The following is a 16,048-nucleotide window of genomic DNA, read 5'->3' as shown; positions in this document are numbered from 1 at the left end:
CGGAGACCTAGCTGGCCGTCCAGCCGGTGGCTGCCAGAAGGCGTTGCTCGAACATCGGGATCATGCTTTGCACATACGTCTTGGTGAGGTGGTTGTCGTCCTTGTAGACGTAGACGTTGCCCACCACAGCCGGACACGTTCCTTGCTCACAGATGAAGTCGCTCATATCCATCAGATAAAGGCGATCGACCTTGCCCACGTAGTCATCCAACGGCGACGATTCAGCCAAGGACTCCTGCAAAGGTGCGTTGCAATCGGGTGAGTCCGGGCCCTTCTTCTGCACGCATTCGGGCATGTTGATGCTGAAGCGTGGATTGTCGCGGATTCCCACGACGTCGATCCCCGCATCCGTGAACGGCTTGATACCGTCCAGGTAACCAGGCACCTCCGTTTCGAACGGGGCATCCGCGTGCGTCAGCGAAGCAACCGTGAACACGGCGTCAGGCTTGTGTTCCATCACGTAGTTGGCGCTGGCCTTGTTGAATTCATTGCATTCGTCCGTGCGTTCCGGGGATTCGGCCCCGAAACGGCAGCTGCCTTTGAGCAGCGTCACTACTTCCCAGCCGTGCTGCTTGGCGATGGGGCCCAGGGCCGCCATGTACTGCTGGGCATGCGAATCCCCCAGCACCACGATTTCTTTGGTGACGTTCTCAGGTTCGTCGTTCTGCAGGCAACCCTGGAGCAAGGGATCGCTGGGTACGTTGTCCCCCGTGCACAGGCCGTCGATGTCGGCCCATTCGTCCTTCATGGCTCCCGGAGCGGGAATGATCATGGCTTCCTGCGCCGGTTGTCCCGCGAACTCGGGCGACAACGCTGCGGCACCTGGCGTCAGTTCCTTGGGCTGGCCCGCGATCGCGGCGTCTTCGGCCGCTATGGCACCCTGCCAGACCGTTACGGGCATCGCCAGCAGCGCACCACAGGCGGCAATGACGACGGCGGCACGCCAGGACCGTACGGCCGGCCACTCCCAGCGGCGCATGGGTTCCTCCACGAACCTCGTGGTGCCGACCGCGAGCAGCATGGACACAGCCATGATGCCAAGTCCCTGGAACAGCCCCGGAGCTGTGGTGCCGCTGACCAGCAGGAAAAACACCAGCACCGGCCAGTGCCACAGGTAGAGGGCGTAGGAGTTGTTTCCCACCAGGACCAAAGGTCGCGAGGCCAGGAAACGGTCCGCACCGAATCGGCTGTTGCTTTGCCCAGCGACGATCACCGCCGCCGCGGCCAGCGTGGGCCAGAGCGCGATGAATCCTGGAAAGGAGCGGTCCACTGTCAGCACCAAGCCGCAAGCGAGCATCGCCGTGATACCGGCCCAGCCAAGGAACACCCGGAGCTTGCGTCCCGGTTTCAGGTACGGCAGCGCCAGTGCCAGCAGGGACCCCAGCGCAAATTCCCACAGCCGGGCGCGGGTATCGAAATACGCATACTCCTGGTTGTTGGCTGTCTGGTCGATGGAAAACACCAAGGATGCAAGGAACACAGCGCCAAACACGACGAAGAGCAGCTTCCGATGCGTCAACGCCTTCCCCGGGAAGAACCTGGCCAACCTCGGTTGCAGCAGGGCAACTGCGGCGAAGATCAGGGGCCACAGGATGAACACCTGGCCCTGGACGGACAACGACCAGAAATGCTGGAGGGGACTGGCCCCGGAATGGTTTTGGGCGTAGTAGTCAACGGCGTTGTCCGCGAGCTGCCAATTCTGGCGGTAGAAGAGCGATGCCCAGGCTTCGGCGAGGACATCCGGCCACCGGCTCTGCGGGATGAAGGACCAGGTGGCGGCCAGGACACCCAACAGGACCACGACGACGGCTGGCAGCAGCCGCTTGAACACGTGCAGCCAGTGCCGCAACAGCTTCAACGGCGAACCGGTTTCGAGTTTCCGGGTGAACGATAACGTCAGCAGGAAAGCCGAGATGAGCAGGAAGACATCCACGCCGCCGGACACCTTGCCCAGCCAGATGTGGTAAGCCGCCACCATGAGCACTGCCAGGGCACGCAGGCCCTGGACCTCCGGACGGAAGCCGCGTTCCGGCGTCGTGCCTTGAACCGCGCTGCGCGCGGCCGTGCTGGTACGGATGCTCATCATTGTTGCCACCCCGTAGCGGCAAACCACCTCTCATCAAGCATGTCCGCCATGCTCTTCACATAGGTCTTGGTCAGATGGTTGTCGTCCAGGTAGACGAAGGTATTTCCGATGATCGGAGGACAGTAGATCCCAATGCAGATCAAGTCCGTCATGTCGATCAGGAAAAGGTCCTGGAACTTGCCCGTCACTTCCTCGAAAGGACTTGGGTCGGCCAGGACGTCAGCTTTGAGCGGGCGGCAGTCCGGGCTGTCCACGCCTTTGTTGAGGGTGCAGTCAGTCAGGCTGTAGGTGAACCGGGGGTTGTCCCGGATGGCGATGATCTGGGTTCCGCGCGCGGTGATTTCGGAGACAAGTTCCTCGAACCCGCGGGTCAGTTTCTCGTCAGGCTCGGACGGTTCAGCCTTGGTGCCCACCGTGAAGACAGCGTCGGGTGCATGTTCAGCGATGTGCTGGCGGACTTCCTGGTTGAACTGGTTGCATACGGGTTCGACGTCGGGATCGTCGGTAGCGAACGGACAGGCCCCGTACAGCAAGGCGTACAACTTCCAGTGGTGCTCCTCGGCCAGTTGCCCCAGGGCGGCAAGCCACTGTTGGGAATGCGAGTTACCCACCACGAGCACGGTCTTGGTGGCGTCGGAGCCGACGTCGTTTTGCTGGCAGTTGTCCTGGAGCAGCTGCGATTCGGGCTTGGTATCACCTGAACAGCCGTCCGGGAGCTTGGCCCAGTCACGTCCGATTCGTTCCGCAGAAGGCTGCGTGAGGGCGTTCGGGGCGATCTGGTTCACGTAGCCAGGCAGGAGGGACTTGGCGCCGGGGTTGTCAAAGACCATCCGCGCCTGTGCGGCTTGTTCATCCAAGTCCAGTTTGTACTGGAATCCAAGGAGGGGCGCCGAGGCCACTGCCACGCAGGCCGCAATGGCGACAATCGCACGACGACGCTTCACTTCGGGCCACTTCCACTGGCGGAAGGGCTTCTCAATGTATTTCGTGGTGAGGAAGGCCAACACCAGCGAGAGGCCGATGATCGCAGTACCGGAGAGCCAGCCGGCATGGTCCTTGCCGCTCCAGGCCAGGGCGATGACCAGGATGGGCCAGTGCCACAGGTAGAGGGCGTAGGAGTTGTCGCCCAGGCGGACCAGGAACTTGGAACTCAGAATCCTGTCAACGCCGAAGCGGCTGCCTGTCTGGCCTGCCGCGATCACCGCGACGGCAGCAAGGGTGGGCCACAACGCCACGAAGCCCGGGAAAGCGGTTTGGACCTGCAGCACGATGCCGCAGGTGAGCATGGCGACGACGCCGATCCAGCCCATCACTACCCGGACGGGTTTGGAGAAGTTCAAGCCAGGCAGGATCAGGGCAAGCAAGGTGCCCAAGGCGAATTCCCACAGGCGGGCGAAGGTATCGAAGTAGGCCACTGCCTGGTTGGTCGCCGTGAAAATGATGGAGTAGATGAACGAGGCCAGGAAAATGATCCCGAAGACGTACACCAAGGTGGCCCGGTACCTGAGGGCGAAGCGCCGGCAAACAAGCGCGACGACGGCAAAGATGACCGGCCAGATAATGAAGACCTGGCCTTGGATGGACAGCGACCAGAAATGCTGGACCGGGCTGGCCAGGCTGTGGTCTGTGGCGTAGTAATCCACCGCAAGCTTTTGCAGCAGCCAGTTCTCGTAGTAGAACAACGAAGCCCACGCCTGCTGGACAATCTCCGCCCACCGAGTGGGAGGCAGGAGGACGAAAGTCGCCCCCAAGGTCCCCAGAAGGACAACAACGACGGCGGGCAGCAGTCGCCTGAACAGGTGCAGCCAGTGCCGCAGGAGGTCCATCGGACGGCCCTGTTTGTAACGCCCCGTGAATTGCAGCGTCATGAGGAACGCCGAGATGAGGAGGAAGACGTCCACACCGCCGGAAACCCTGCCGATCCAGATGTGGTAGCTCACCACCATGAGGACGGCGAGGGACCTGAGTCCTTGGATTTCAGGGCGGAACTTTGACTTTCCAACGGGACCGGAAGCCCGCCTACTACGGTGGGCGGCGGGGGTCGTCGTTGGGGTAGTCACGTGAGGCAGTTCCTTAAAGCAAGTGGCACAGCGGGTGGCACAAAGCATCCATAATACGCGGTTTTGGCCCACCGCTCATGTCAATTTGGTTCCCCGCGGGGGCTTCCGCAGGTCAATTAGTCCACCTTCCGCTATGGATTTACCGTGCTGGACCTGTGCTTGGCCTGTGGCTGGCAGAGCCAATGTGGCCATGACGTGGCAAAACGATACTAAGTGTTCTTACTCAATGTGACCGGCGAAAATGTGATGCATCCCACCGAAAATCACCGGCGGAAGGGCAGCAAAAAGCCCCGGCCACTTCGAGAGCAGCCGGGGCTTTCCGGAACAGGCAGCCTAGTGCTGGTGGCCTGCGTGCGCGTCTTCTTCCTCAGCCGGCTTCTCGGCAACCAGGGTCTCGGTGGTGAGAACCAGGGCAGCGATGGATGCGGCGTTGCGCAGTGCCGAACGGGTGACCTTGACGGGGTCGATCACACCCGCGCCGATCAGGTCCTCGTACTCGCCGGACTTGGCGTTGAAGCCGTGGTTGGCTTCGAGCTCGGAGACCTTTGCAGCAACGACGAAGCCGTCGAAACCGGCGTTCTGGGCGATCCAGCGCAGCGGCTGGACCAGGGCGCGGCGGACGATGCCGACAGCAGCGGCAGCGTCGCCTTCGAGGCCCTTGACGGCCGGGGACTCATCCAGTGCCTTGAGGGCGTGGATGAGGGCCGAGCCGCCACCGGAAACGATGCCTTCTTCGAGGGCTGCACGCGTGGAGGACACAGCGTCCTCGATGCGGTGCTTCTTTTCCTTCAGCTCAACTTCGGTGGCTGCGCCAACCTTTATGACGCCGATGCCGCCGGCCAGCTTGGCCAGGCGCTCCTGCAGCTTCTCACGGTCCCAGTCGGAGTCGGTGCGGGTGAGCTCTGCACGCAGCTGTGCAACGCGGTCTGCAACGTCCTGCTCGGTTCCGGCACCGTCCACAATGGTGGTGTTGTCCTTGGTGACCGTGATGCGGCGTGCCGTACCCAGTACCTCGAGGCCAACGGTGTCCAGGCTGAGGCCGAGGTCCGGGGAAACAACTTGCGCACCCGTCAGGGTGGCGATGTCCTGGAGCATGGCCTTGCGGCGGTCGCCGAAGCCGGGAGCCTTGACGGCAACAACGTTGAGCGTGCCGCGGATGCGGTTGACGATCAGCGTCGACAGGGCTTCGCCTTCAATGTCCTCTGCAATGATGAAGAGGGGCTTGTTGGCCTGCAGGGCCTTCTCCAGCAGCGGCAGGAAGTCCTGCAGCGAGGAGATCTTGCCCTGGTTGATCAGGATGAGGGCGTCCTCGAGGACAGCTTCCTGGCGCTCTGCGTCGGTGACGAAGTACGGGGACAGGTAGCCCTTGTCGAACTGCATGCCTTCGGTGAGGACCAGCTCGGTCTGGGTGGTGGAGGACTCTTCGATGGTGATGACGCCATCCTTGCCCACCTTGCCGAAGGCTTCGGCCAGCAGTTCGCCAACTTCATCGCTCTGCGCGGAGATGGCTGCAACGTTGGCTACCTGGGTGCCTTCGACTTCGCGGGCGTTCTCCAGCAGGCGGGCAGCGACAGCCTCAACCGCAACTTCGATGCCGCGCTTGATCTCACCCGGTGCGGCGCCGGCCGCAACGTTGCGCAGGCCTTCCTTGACCAGGGCCTGTGCAAGCACGGTGGCAGTGGTGGTGCCGTCACCGGCGACGTCGTTGGTCTTGGTGGCGACTTCCTTGGCCAGCTGTGCGCCAAGGTTCTCGTAGGGGTCGTCGAGCTCGACTTCACGGGCGATGGTGACGCCATCGTTGGTGATCGTGGGGGCGCCCCACTTCTTGTCCAGGACGACGTTGCGGCCGCGCGGGCCCAGCGTCACCTTGACAGTGTTGGCGAGCTTGTCGATACCGGCCTCAAGCGACCGGCGGGCAGCATCGTTAAAAGCAAGCTGCTTTGCCATGGTTGTGTCCTTTCGAGACAGAAAACCCGCACCGCTGACGCTCGGAATGATTCCAACGCGACGGCGGTGCGGGGCTCCAGGAAGTTACTTTACGACGATCGCGAGGACGTCGCGGGCGGACAGAACGAGGTACTCGCTGCCACCGGTCTTGACTTCGGTTCCACCGTACTTGGAGTAGATGACGACGTCGCCGACAGCTACGTCCACCGGTACGCGGTTGCCGTTGTCATCGAAGCGGCCGGGGCCGATTGCAACAACTTCGCCTTCCTGCGGCTTCTCCTGTGCGGAGTCCGGAATAACCAGGCCGGAAGCCGTGGTCTGCTCTGCTTCGAGCGGGCGAACAACAATACGATCCTCAAGAGGCTTAATCGAGACCGACACTCGGACTCTCCTTTTCATGAGCTGATTCATGGACTAAGAACTAGGGTGCCGTGGCGTTCAACCGTCGTCGCGGTGCCGGTGGACGCCTGGCGGGATTAGCACCCTCACGGGGAGAGTGCTAACTAGACTCTATGTAAGGCGTTAGCACTCGGTCAAGGTGAGTGCCAGCATTTCGTCATCGGTGAACCGGAGTTACTGGTCCCGGAGGTCGTCGAGGTCGTAGTCTTCGCCGTCGTCGTCTCGGTCCAAGGAGCCGCTGCCGCGATTGACGTACAGGACCACCGCGGAGGCCACCGCCACGACGCCGGAGATCACCAGCGCGATGACGCCACCCAGGCGCGCACCACTGTAGAGATCGCGGATGTCCCGCGCCTCATCCGTGGCGTCCCTGACGCTCTTGCCGGTCACGGAATAGGCCGCGGCGTTGAAGGAGTCCAGCGCGAAAATGACAATCAACAAACCGATGCAGACCACCGCGATGACAGCTCCCGCGATCAGGGCTGGACGGGCGTACTTGATGAGGCGGGAGGGCGGCGGGGCTGCGTTGTCTTCCATAAAAACAACCCTATCCGGCTGATTCCACAGTCACACCGCCATGACGCGCGACGTTAGGCTTGTACGCATGCCTCACGCACCGCAGGAACAGATCGCGCCCTTGCTGACCACTGAAGGATGGGAACTTCTTGCCTCGCTGGGGCCCTACCGGGAGGCCGATGCTTTCAGCACCAACGCCGAGCTCCGGAAGGCCGGCCACTCCCCCGAACTTGTTGCCGCCGTCCTGACGCAATCGCGCCTCCGGACCCGCGCCGAGGCCAAGTTCGGTGAATTCGCCCGCCAGATGCTCTTTACCCAGGCTGGCTTGGAACAGGCAACCCGATTGAATGTCGCCGCCCGCCACGCTGAACGATTCGCCCAGGCCGGCATCAGCCACGTCGCAGACCTCGGTTGCGGCCTGGGTGCCGACTCCATGGCGATGGCTTCCATGGACATCGCGGTCACTGCCGTGGAGATGGATGAAACCACCGCGGCCTGCGCCATGATCAACCTCATGCCTTTTCCGCATGCGAGCGTTGTGCACACGGACGCGGAGTCGGTGGATCTTGAAGGGATCGACGGCGTATGGCTGGATCCCGCCCGACGCACCACCTCCACCTCGGGAACCAAGAGGATCTGGGATCCGGAAGCCTTCTCCCCGCCCTTGTCGTTTGTTGAAAGCCTCGCGGCTACGGGGCGTGCGGTTGGCGTCAAGATGGGCCCGGGCATCCCCCACGACTCCGTTCCATCGGGTTGCGAGGTCCAGTGGGTCTCCGTCGGCGGCGACGTCACCGAAGCCACGCTGTGGTTCAACGCCGTTGCACGGCCCGGCGTTCGCCGCGCGGCATTGGTCCTCGGCAGCCAGGGGGCCGCAGAGATCACCAGCGGCGAGGACTTCAACGGCGGCCCGGTCGCCGCCGTTGGGCCTGTTGAAGGCTTCCTTTACGAACCGGATGGTGCGGTCATCCGCGCGGGTCTGGTGGCCGACGTCGCTGAACGACTCGGCGGGCATCTGGTGGACGAGCACATCGCCTACATTTGCGCTCCCGAACTCCACGACACCCCTTTCGCCCGCGCGTACAAGGTGCTGGAAATAATGCCGTTCAACGTCAAGGCCCTGAAGGCCTGGGTCAAGGGCAACGGCATCACGGTCCTGGACATCAAGAAGCGTGGCACCGCAGTGACTCCCGAAGAGCTCCGCAAGCAACTGCTGCCGGGCAAGCCTGCCAAGGGCAAGGACGCAAAAACAGCCACCCTGGTCCTCACCAGGATCGGCGAGGAACGGGTGGCTGTTGTGGTGGAGCCGGTGACCGCCTGAGGCGTCAGCGACGCGAGAATTCAGAGGCTTCGCGCACCTGCCCGGGAGTCGGGCGCACCCCTGTGTAAAGGACGAACTGTTCCTCGGCCTGGATGGCGATGACTTCGGCACCGGTAATGACCGGCTTTCCGGCAGCCCGCGCAGCAGTGATGAGCGGGGTTTCGGAGGGCAGGGCAACGACGTCGAAAACCACCTGCGCCGCGGCGATAGTGGCGTCATCGAAGGACTGCGCAGTTTCATCCGCTCCGGCCATGCCAAGCGGTGTGACGTTGATGATGAGGTCCGCGGTCGCTCCGTTGACGTCGTCCTGCCAGCCGAAACCGTACAGCTCCGCAAGAGCGCGGCCGGTGGTTTCATTGCGGGCCACAATGGTGACGGCGGTGAAGCCGGCGTCCCGGAGGGCTGCCGCAACGGCCTTCGCCATACCCCCGGCACCGCGCAGCAGGACCGTGTGGCTTGTGGGAACCTCGTGGTCTTTCAGCAGTCGCGCAATGGCGATGTAGTCCGTGTTGTAGGCGGTCAGGACGCCGTCGTCGTTCACGATCGTGTTTACCGAATCGATGGCTTTGGCCGACGGATCCAGCACATCCACCAACGGGATGACGGCCTCCTTGTAGGGCATGGACACCGCGGCGCCCCGGATCGGGAGGCCGCGGATGCCAGCTACTGCAAGCGTGATGTCCGCAGGTGCGAATGCCTTGTAGATAAAGTTCAACCCGAGCAGATCGTACAGATAGTTGTGGAACCGGGTCCCGATATTGCTGGGGCGGGCCGCGAGCGAAATGCACAGGGACATGTCTTTATTCAGGATGGGCATTCCCCCATTAAACAACGGGCCGTTGACCGTTTAGCCTTGGCGTGCCTTCATCCGTGGGTTGTTCTTGTTGATGACGAACGTGCGGCCCCGCCTGCGGACGATTTGGGCGCCCGGGATCTTCTTCAGTGCACGCAGCGAGTTCCTGACCTTCATGGTGTTTCTCCTTTTTCTTTGGTGATTTGGCCTTGGAGGCTTCTACAGGGAGTTGCTCAGATCCAGCGGATCCTCCCACACGGCAAAATCCGCTTCCATCTCGGCCTCCGTGAGCTGGCAGCTGTCCAGGAGATCGCTGACTTCCTGCGCGTCGATGTCCTGCGCATAGCCGGTGAGGGCCAGGACGGTGCCCCGGTCGCCATGGTTTGGGTGCCAATCAAGGGCAGCGTCGACGTCCGTTCCGGGCACTGATTCAGGCCTGTCAGCCAACCATGCTCCGGTGCTTTCGAGCCACACCCGGGGTCCAATCCCCTGCACGGCAATCCGGGTTGCAGGGGCCGAGGCAATCCAGAGCCGCCCGCGCATCCAATGCGTTCCGCTGGCCAGGTGTGGCAGGGCGTCGCGGAAACGCCCCGGATGCAAGGGACGACCGGCTTTATGCAGCACGGTGGTGAAGGAACCTTGGGATTCGCTGACAGGAAGACGTACGACGCCGGGCTTGTTCCGGGCCGCCGCTTCCGCGGGGTCGAAGCACCCCGGCCGGAACGTGTCAGCCGGAGCCACGAGGTGGGCATGGGGCGCCAGCTCGCCCAGCAGTTCAACTCCCGTCAACCATGATTCCGATCCTTCGCCCGGATTTCCGGACAACACCGAGCCCAAGCCCGGGGACATGAGCACGGTATCCACCTGCCCGAACTCTCCGACGAGGAACTCGCCGCTGGTGCGCTCGTCGCTGGGCATCGAGGTGAAGCCGGATTCGAACAGCGTGTGGCGGTCCCAGATCTGGTTGTCCACCTCCGCCGGGTCCACGGCCAGCACTGCGTTGTCCACCACAACGGGGGCGTCCAGTCCGCGACGAAGCTCGTCCACGGCCATACCCGTGGCAACTCCTGGCGGCAGGCCCAGGACCACGTGGTCGAAGCCGCACGCGGCGAGCCGTTCCGCCGTCGGAATTACATCCAACCGGACTGTGCAGCTAAGGCAGCCGTGTTCCAACAGCGTCGTTTCCCGCTCGAAGAGCCGGCCATCGCGAAATACGCGACGAAGGACCAGCGATCCGTCCAGGAGGTCGTGGAGGACCACCACGGAATTGTCGTGGGTGCGGCCCAGCCGTTCTGCGGCGGCTTCGCGGCACTGACTGTCGAGGGAACTGACAACGGTGAAATGCATGAAATGACAATAATGCGAATGGTTCTCAATAGCAAGTTGCGGGCAAGGAACGGTTACGCTCCGTGATGCCGGATCTTTCCCCTGCATTAGACTTGATCCGACCGCTGGCGGCCCCGCAGCGGGGAACCACGCCCGGCCGGGGCAACCCCCAGCCGGAAAGTACATACCGAGGGGACTACGTGCAGATTGATTTTGCGCCATCCAGGCAATCGACACTGGGTGTGGAATGGGAGTTGGCGCTCGTCAATGCACGCACCGGAGAACTTGTCTCCGTGGCAAACGATGTCCTCAAAGGCGTGGCGGCAAACCACCCCGACCTCAACGAGGACGACGAACACCCCCATATCAAGCGCGAACTCCTCCTGAACACGGTGGAACTCGTCACCGGCATCTGCGAGACAGTCAAGGACGCCAAAGAGGACCTCAGCCGCTCCCTCGAAGCAGTACGGGAAGTCACCGATCCCATGGGCGTCGAAGTGTTCTGCGCCGGCAGCCATCCCTTCAGCCCTCCCCTGCTCCAGCCGGTCACCGACAAAGAGCGTTACGCCAAGCTGATCGAACGGACCCAATGGTGGGGACGCCAGATGGTCATCTACGGCGTGCACGTCCACGTGGGCATCGACCGCAAGGAAAAAGTCCTTCCGATCCTGGACGGTTTGGTCAACTACTTCCCGCACTTCCAGGCGTTGTCGGCCTCCAGCCCCTACTGGGCCGGTGAAGAAACGGGCTACGCTTCCCAGCGCGCGCTCATGTTCCAGCAACTCCCGACGGCGGGACTGCCCTTCCAGTTCGACGCCTGGGAAGGCTACGAAGCCTACGTCCAGGACATGTTCACTACTGGTGTGATTGACGCGATCTCGGAGATCCGTTGGGACATCCGGCCTGTCGCAGCTTTGGGCACCATCGAGATGCGGATTTGCGACGGACTCGCCACGTTGGAGGAAGTGGGCGCGATCGCGGCGTTGACGCAGTGCCTGGTCCACGAGTTCTCCGGCATCCTCGACGCCGGTGGAACCATCCCCACCATGCCTCCGTGGCACGTGCAGGAAAACAAGTGGCGCGCTGCCCGCTACGGCATGGAAGCGATCATCATCCTCGACGCTGAAGGCAACGAAAAGCTGGTGACTGAGCACCTGGCGGAGACCTTGGAACGCTTGGAACCCATCGCTGCCGAACTCGGTTGCTCCGAGGAACTCAAGGACGTTGCGAAGATCATTGAACGGGGTGCCAGCTACCAGCGCCAGCGCCGCGTCGCCGCCGAACACAACGGCGACCTCCAGGCCGTGGTGATGGACCTGGTGCAGCAGATGCGCAAGGGCCCGGACGCCTAAGAGCCAACGCGGGGTCACTTATGGCCCATAATTGCCGTCGGGATGGGCCATAAGTGACCCCGCGTTGCTTGTTGGCTAGGCGGGCACCGACACCGTGGTGACCGGCATTGACGAATCCGGCGCGAACTCCACCCCGCTGGGTCCCACACCTGCCATGATCAGCTGGGCTCCGAGGGCCGCCACCATGGCACCGTTGTCCGTGCACAAGTCCAACGGCGGTACGTGAAGCCTGACTCCGGCGGAGGTGCAGCGCTGCCCGGTCAGTTCCCGGAGCCGCGAGTTGGCGGCCACGCCACCTCCGAGCAGGAGGTCGGTGATGCCGTTCTCCTTGCAGGCCAGAATTGCCTTCGAGGTGATGACATCCACCACGGCCTCCTGGAATGCAGCCGCGATGTCCGCCACGGGCACTTCCTCGCCCCGTGCCTCGAACTGTTCCACGCAGCGTGCCACCGCGGTTTTCAAACCGCTGAAGGACCAGTCATATCGGTGCGGCCCCTTCTCCTCCGCCGTGCCCATGTACTTGGGCTGGGTCAGGCCGCGCGGGAAACGGATCGACTTGGGGTTGCCTTGGCGGGCCAGTTTGTCGATGGCAGGACCGCCCGGATAGCCAAGGCCCAGGATGCGCGCCACTTTGTCGTAGGCTTCCCCGGCGGCGTCATCGATGGTCGAGCCTAACAGCTCAACATCGTCCGTGATGCTGCGGATACGCAGGATTTCCGTGTGCCCACCCGATACCAGGAGTGCTCCCAGGTTCTCCGGCAACGTCCCGGCACCCAGGCCGGCGGCAGCACCGCCGTCGGGCTTTCCGTCCGCCCCGGGCCGCTTGTCCAGCAGGCCCACACCGACGTGGGCCACCAGGTGGTTGATCGCGTACAGCGGCTTTCCGGTAGCGACAGCCAGGGCCTTTGCCGCGCAGACTCCCACCATCAGTGCCCCTGCAAGGCCGGGTCCGGATGTCACGGCGATGGCGTCGACATCGTCCAGGGTCACTCCGGCTTCATGCAGTGACTCCTGCAAGGTGGGGACAAAGGCGTCGAGGTGTGCTCGGGAGGCAATCTCCGGGATCACCCCGCCGAACCGTACGTGCTCATCCATGGAGGATGAGACCGTGTTGGTGAGCAAAGTGGTTCCCCGGACGATGCCGACGCCGGTCTCATCGCAGGACGATTCGATGCCGAGCACCAAGGGCTGCTGCGGAACGGGCGTGCTCATGCTGTGGGTCCTTCCGGGGATGTGGCGTCGCCGAGCTGCAGTCGCATGATCAGGGCATCGGTGCCATCACGGTAGTAGCGCGGCCGAATGTGGATCTGTTCAAAGCCAAAGCGCAAGTACAGTTGCTGGGCGCGGGGGTTGTCTGCCCGGACCTCGAGCAGGACATCAGCCGCGCCGCGTCGCCGGGCTTCATCGATCAGTTCGGTCAACATGGCCGATCCGATCCCCTTGCCCTCATATTCGGGAACGACGGCGATCGTCTGCACATCCGCGATGGGTTCAATGCACATCAGGCCCGCGTACCCCACGATTTCGTTGCCCACCTCTGCCACCACATAACGGCGGGTCCCAGGCTGGGCCAATTCATCAATGAACATCTGGAGCGGCCAAGCGTCGACGGGGAAGAGCCGGCGCTCCAACGCCTCCACTTCCCGGATATCGGCGTTGCCCATGTCCCGCAGGGAAATCCCGGCGAGCTCCAGCTTCGGTGACAATTTCACAGTTTCCGTCCGATCAGAGCGCGCGCTTACGGGGACCGGGCACCTGGGCGTCCGACTCCCGCAAGTACAGCGGCGTGGAGTCCAGCAATGGCTGCCCGGCGTTCAGGCGGGCCAAAGCGAATTGACCCAGGGAGGCGGCGTCCGGCTGTGTCGTGGCGAAGTCTTCGTCCGCACGCAGGACGTCAGCGTACAAACCCGCACCCGCTCCGAAAACGGGCAGGTCCGGCAGTTCAGAGGCGAAGCCGACGTGCGGGCCATCGACGAGTTCCGGAAGCTGCCCCTGGACATAAACGTAGCGGGCCCAGTAAACCTCTTTGCGCCTGGCATCCGTGGCCACCAGGAACTCCGGGACAGCAGCCGTGGACTCAGCCACTTCCAACGCGATCGCATCCAGGCTCATCAGGCCGTACAGAGGCTTGTTCCATACGAAGGAAAGGGTCCGGGCGGTGGCAATGCCGGATCGGAGGCCGGTGAAAGGGCCCGGGCCCACTCCTGTGACGATGGCATCAATGTCGGTGCCCGTAACACCGGCGCCCGCCAGCAGCTTCTCAATGCCCGGGGCCAGCACTTCGGCGTGGCTGCGGGTGTCCTCCGTGGCGAACGAATCCACCACGCCTTCCATGGCTTCATCGGAAATGAGGGCAGCACTGGCCACAGCCGAGGTATCAATAGCCAGGATCAGCATCAGTTGCCTCCCAGTTCTGCGTTGTCAAGAATCGAGGGAGCCTCGGCCCAACGGGGACCGAACCCCCGGAAAACAATGGTGCGGGGCTCGTCGTCGTCATCGGTATCGAAGTCCAGCACATCCAGCGCCTCCGTGGACCTTTCGCCACCGACGGACCTGTGCAGCTGAACTTCGAGCCGGCTCTCCGACAGGTGCTCTACCCGGTCCCGCCCCCACTCCACCACCGTGACGGCGGTATCCATGGTGTTCTCAAGATCGATGTCGTCAATCTCGGCGGCGGACTCCAGCCTGTAAGCGTCCACGTGGACGAGGTCCGGTCCGCCCGGCCGTGGCCCGTCAGGCAGGTTGGGGTGGATCCTGACCAACACGAAGGTGGGCGAGATGATGCCGGCACGAACGCCCAGGCCCTCCCCCAGTCCTTGCGTGAAGGTTGTCTTGCCGGCACCGAGCTCGCCGGTCAGGACCAAAAGGTCACCGGCTTCCAGCACCCCGCCCAATGCCGCGGCGAGTGCGTGGGTCTGGTCCGCCGTCGTAACCGTTAACGTGCGCTCCCAAAGGGCTCCGCTCACAGCGTCGCCTTTTCAGGGTGGGCGGAAACAGCCGAGGATTCTTCCGCAGCCGCAGGAACCTCGTTGACGTAGCTGCGCGGTACCCGGGAGCTGATACGCGTGACGATCTCGTAGTTGTTGGTCCCGGCCGCGGCAGCCCAGTCATCTGCCGTGGGACCGTTATCTGCGCCGTTACCGAACATGGTGGCTTCTGCGCCCTTGTAGGACGCCGCAGTCTCCGGGGTCATCGGTCCAAGGTCGATCACCATCTGGTCCATAGCGATCCTGCCAACCACAGGGTAGTTGACGCCGTTGACGCGGACCGGACCGCCGGTACCAATCCGGGGGACGCCGTCGGCATATCCCAAAGGCACCAGGCCAAGGGTGCTCTCTTCGCTGGTCCTGTAGTTCAGTCCGTAGGAGACACCTTGGCCTTCAGGGACCTTCTTGCAGTTGGACAGGAGCGTGCGGACCGTCATTGCCGGGTGCAGGCCAAGTTCGGCCGAGGTAGCGCCCTCAAAGGGGGACAAACCATAGATGCCGAGGCCTACGCGGACGAGGTCGAAATGCGAGTCCGGGCGGGACAGGGTCGCTGGCGTGTTGGCGATGTGCCGGACTTCAGTGTCCACACCTGCGTCCTCGGCCATGGCGATGGCTTCGCGGAACACGGCGAGTTGCTCATCGGTTTCCGGGCGTCGGGGTTCGTCAGCCACGGCCAGGTGCGAGAAGATACCGACCACCCGCAGCAGGCCCTGGTCCTGGTAGTCCATGGCCTGGCCCAGAAGCTCGTCCCAGTCGGCGATGGTGCAGCCGTTGCGGCCCAGGCCGGTATCCACTTTGAGGTGCACGCGCGCGGGCCGTTCCTGCTCACGCGCTGCCGCGACGACAGCGTCAAGTTCCCAGCCCGAGATTCCGACGTCGATGCCGGCGGCTACGGCCGCTTGGAAGTTGCTCTCCCGGGTGTGCAGCCACGCAAGAAGCGGGGCGTCGATGCTGGCGGCCCTCAAGGCGAGCGCCTCGGAAATGTGGGCGACCCCCAACCAGGCGGCACCGGCGTCGAGGGCGGCCCGGGCGACCTGGACGGCGCCGTGGCCGTACGCGTCGGCTTTCACCACGGCCATCACGGCGGCGGGAGAGGCAATGCCGACGAACTGCCGGACATTGTGGCGCACTGCTTCGAGATCGATCACAGCGGACCGTTCAAGCACCGCCGCTTTGGCTATTGCGGCCTTTGAGCCGATCCCGATATCTGCAGCTGCTTCATAAGTCACCCTAGAGATTCTAGTGGCGCCAGTGAATTCGGGTT

General features: G+C 63.3%; 15 protein-coding genes. 2 read left to right on the top strand and 13 right to left on the bottom strand.

Annotation, left to right across the window (positions count from 1 at the left end; genetic code table 11):
• Positions 1-7: 7 nt before the first annotated feature.
• The 5 genes from FDP28_RS05000 to FDP28_RS04980 form a co-directional block, all read right to left on the bottom strand.
• Complete coding sequence (locus tag FDP28_RS05000) at positions 8-2,086, bottom strand: acyltransferase family protein (RefSeq protein ID WP_397320884.1); 2,079 nt, start codon at positions 2,084-2,086, stop codon at positions 8-10.
• Positions 2,083-4,194 carry an acyltransferase family protein gene (locus tag FDP28_RS04995; protein ID WP_144659495.1) on the bottom strand — a complete coding sequence of 704 codons (2,112 nt, stop codon included), beginning with the start codon at positions 4,192-4,194 and terminating at the stop codon, positions 2,083-2,085. Before FDP28_RS04995 ends, FDP28_RS05000 begins: the two co-directional genes overlap by 4 nt.
• Before the next feature lie 285 nt (positions 4,195-4,479).
• A complete protein-coding gene (gene groL, locus FDP28_RS04990) occupies positions 4,480-6,093 on the bottom strand; it encodes a chaperonin GroEL (protein WP_144659493.1) in 1,614 nt (537 codons plus the stop codon).
• An 84-nt stretch (positions 6,094-6,177) separates the two neighbouring features.
• Positions 6,178-6,474, bottom strand: a complete 297-nt coding sequence (gene groES / locus FDP28_RS04985; protein WP_018776625.1) for a co-chaperone GroES — start codon at positions 6,472-6,474, stop codon at positions 6,178-6,180.
• A gap of 192 nt (positions 6,475-6,666) precedes the next feature.
• Positions 6,667-7,029: a hypothetical protein gene (locus FDP28_RS04980; protein WP_144659491.1), complete on the bottom strand. Its 363-nt coding sequence runs from the start codon at positions 7,027-7,029 to the stop codon at positions 6,667-6,669.
• Positions 7,030-7,096: 67 nt separating this feature from the next.
• Here FDP28_RS04980 and FDP28_RS04975 point away from each other — a divergent pair, with 67 nt between their 5' ends.
• A complete protein-coding gene (locus FDP28_RS04975; RefSeq protein ID WP_144659488.1) occupies positions 7,097-8,326 on the top strand; it encodes a THUMP-like domain-containing protein in 1,230 nt (409 codons plus the stop codon).
• 4 nt (positions 8,327-8,330) lie between these two features.
• On the opposite strand, the gene FDP28_RS04970 is transcribed toward FDP28_RS04975, so the two are convergent.
• Genes FDP28_RS04970 through FDP28_RS04960 form a run of 3 tightly spaced genes read right to left on the bottom strand, consistent with a single transcriptional unit; the run spans position 8,331 to position 10,466 of the window.
• Positions 8,331-9,143, bottom strand: a complete 813-nt coding sequence (locus FDP28_RS04970) for a shikimate 5-dehydrogenase (protein ID WP_144659486.1) — start codon at positions 9,141-9,143, stop codon at positions 8,331-8,333.
• A gap of 30 nt (positions 9,144-9,173) precedes the next feature.
• Positions 9,174-9,296, bottom strand: a complete 123-nt coding sequence (gene ykgO / locus FDP28_RS04965) for a type B 50S ribosomal protein L36 (RefSeq protein WP_011775528.1) — start codon at positions 9,294-9,296, stop codon at positions 9,174-9,176.
• A 42-nt stretch (positions 9,297-9,338) separates the two neighbouring features.
• Positions 9,339-10,466: a GTP-binding protein gene (locus FDP28_RS04960; protein ID WP_144659484.1), complete on the bottom strand. Its 1,128-nt coding sequence runs from the start codon at positions 10,464-10,466 to the stop codon at positions 9,339-9,341.
• A 179-nt stretch (positions 10,467-10,645) separates the two neighbouring features.
• On the opposite strand from FDP28_RS04960, the gene FDP28_RS04955 reads away from it, so the two are divergent.
• Positions 10,646-11,797, top strand: coding sequence for a glutamate--cysteine ligase (locus tag FDP28_RS04955; RefSeq protein WP_144659482.1), 1,152 nt, complete (start codon positions 10,646-10,648; stop codon positions 11,795-11,797).
• A gap of 75 nt (positions 11,798-11,872) precedes the next feature.
• Here the strand turns inward: FDP28_RS04955 and tsaD are convergent, their stop codons facing one another.
• The 5 genes from tsaD to alr are packed head-to-tail and all read right to left on the bottom strand — an operon-like array spanning position 11,873 to position 16,013.
• A complete protein-coding gene (tsaD, locus tag FDP28_RS04950; protein WP_144659480.1) occupies positions 11,873-13,009 on the bottom strand; it encodes a tRNA (adenosine(37)-N6)-threonylcarbamoyltransferase complex transferase subunit TsaD in 1,137 nt (378 codons plus the stop codon).
• Positions 13,006-13,509, bottom strand: a complete 504-nt coding sequence (rimI, locus tag FDP28_RS04945) for a ribosomal protein S18-alanine N-acetyltransferase (protein WP_144659477.1) — start codon at positions 13,507-13,509, stop codon at positions 13,006-13,008. Before rimI ends, tsaD begins: the two co-directional genes overlap by 4 nt.
• Positions 13,510-13,522: 13 nt before the next feature.
• Positions 13,523-14,194, bottom strand: coding sequence for a tRNA (adenosine(37)-N6)-threonylcarbamoyltransferase complex dimerization subunit type 1 TsaB (tsaB, locus tag FDP28_RS04940; protein ID WP_144659475.1), 672 nt, complete (start codon positions 14,192-14,194; stop codon positions 13,523-13,525).
• Positions 14,194-14,763, bottom strand: coding sequence for a tRNA (adenosine(37)-N6)-threonylcarbamoyltransferase complex ATPase subunit type 1 TsaE (gene tsaE / locus FDP28_RS04935; protein ID WP_144659472.1), 570 nt, complete (start codon positions 14,761-14,763; stop codon positions 14,194-14,196). Before tsaE ends, tsaB begins: the two co-directional genes overlap by 1 nt.
• Positions 14,760-16,013: an alanine racemase gene (alr, locus tag FDP28_RS04930; RefSeq protein WP_144659470.1), complete on the bottom strand. Its 1,254-nt coding sequence runs from the start codon at positions 16,011-16,013 to the stop codon at positions 14,760-14,762. Before alr ends, tsaE begins: the two co-directional genes overlap by 4 nt.
• Between the last annotated feature and the right edge of the window lie 35 nt (positions 16,014-16,048).

This window comes from Paenarthrobacter nicotinovorans (genome assembly GCF_007670255.1).
GTDB lineage: Bacteria > Actinomycetota > Actinomycetes > Actinomycetales > Micrococcaceae > Arthrobacter > Arthrobacter nicotinovorans_B.
The sequence above is the reverse complement of the archived record's forward strand: the minus strand, read 5'-3'. Positions and strand labels throughout refer to the sequence as shown.

What these genes read in the sequence shown, in the direction of transcription:
- FDP28_RS04960 (WP_144659484.1), bottom strand. Translation starts at nt 10,466, where the DNA reads ATGCATTTCACCGTTGTCAGTTCCCTCGACAGTCAGTGCCGCGAAGCC.
- FDP28_RS04970 (WP_144659486.1), bottom strand. Translation starts at nt 9,143, where the DNA reads ATGCCCATCCTGAATAAAGACATGTCCCTGTGCATTTCGCTCGCGGCC.
- ykgO (WP_011775528.1), bottom strand. Translation starts at nt 9,296, where the DNA reads ATGAAGGTCAGGAACTCGCTGCGTGCACTGAAGAAGATCCCGGGCGCC.
- FDP28_RS04995 (WP_144659495.1), bottom strand. Translation starts at nt 4,194, where the DNA reads ATGCTTTGTGCCACCCGCTGTGCCACTTGCTTTAAGGAACTGCCTCAC.
- FDP28_RS04975 (WP_144659488.1), top strand. Translation starts at nt 7,097, where the DNA reads ATGCCTCACGCACCGCAGGAACAGATCGCGCCCTTGCTGACCACTGAA.
- FDP28_RS04980 (WP_144659491.1), bottom strand. Translation starts at nt 7,029, where the DNA reads ATGGAAGACAACGCAGCCCCGCCGCCCTCCCGCCTCATCAAGTACGCC.
- tsaD (WP_144659480.1), bottom strand. Translation starts at nt 13,009, where the DNA reads ATGAGCACGCCCGTTCCGCAGCAGCCCTTGGTGCTCGGCATCGAATCG.
- tsaB (WP_144659475.1), bottom strand. Translation starts at nt 14,194, where the DNA reads ATGCTGATCCTGGCTATTGATACCTCGGCTGTGGCCAGTGCTGCCCTC.
- groL (WP_144659493.1), bottom strand. Translation starts at nt 6,093, where the DNA reads ATGGCAAAGCAGCTTGCTTTTAACGATGCTGCCCGCCGGTCGCTTGAG.
- FDP28_RS05000 (WP_397320884.1), bottom strand. Translation starts at nt 2,086, where the DNA reads ATGATGAGCATCCGTACCAGCACGGCCGCGCGCAGCGCGGTTCAAGGC.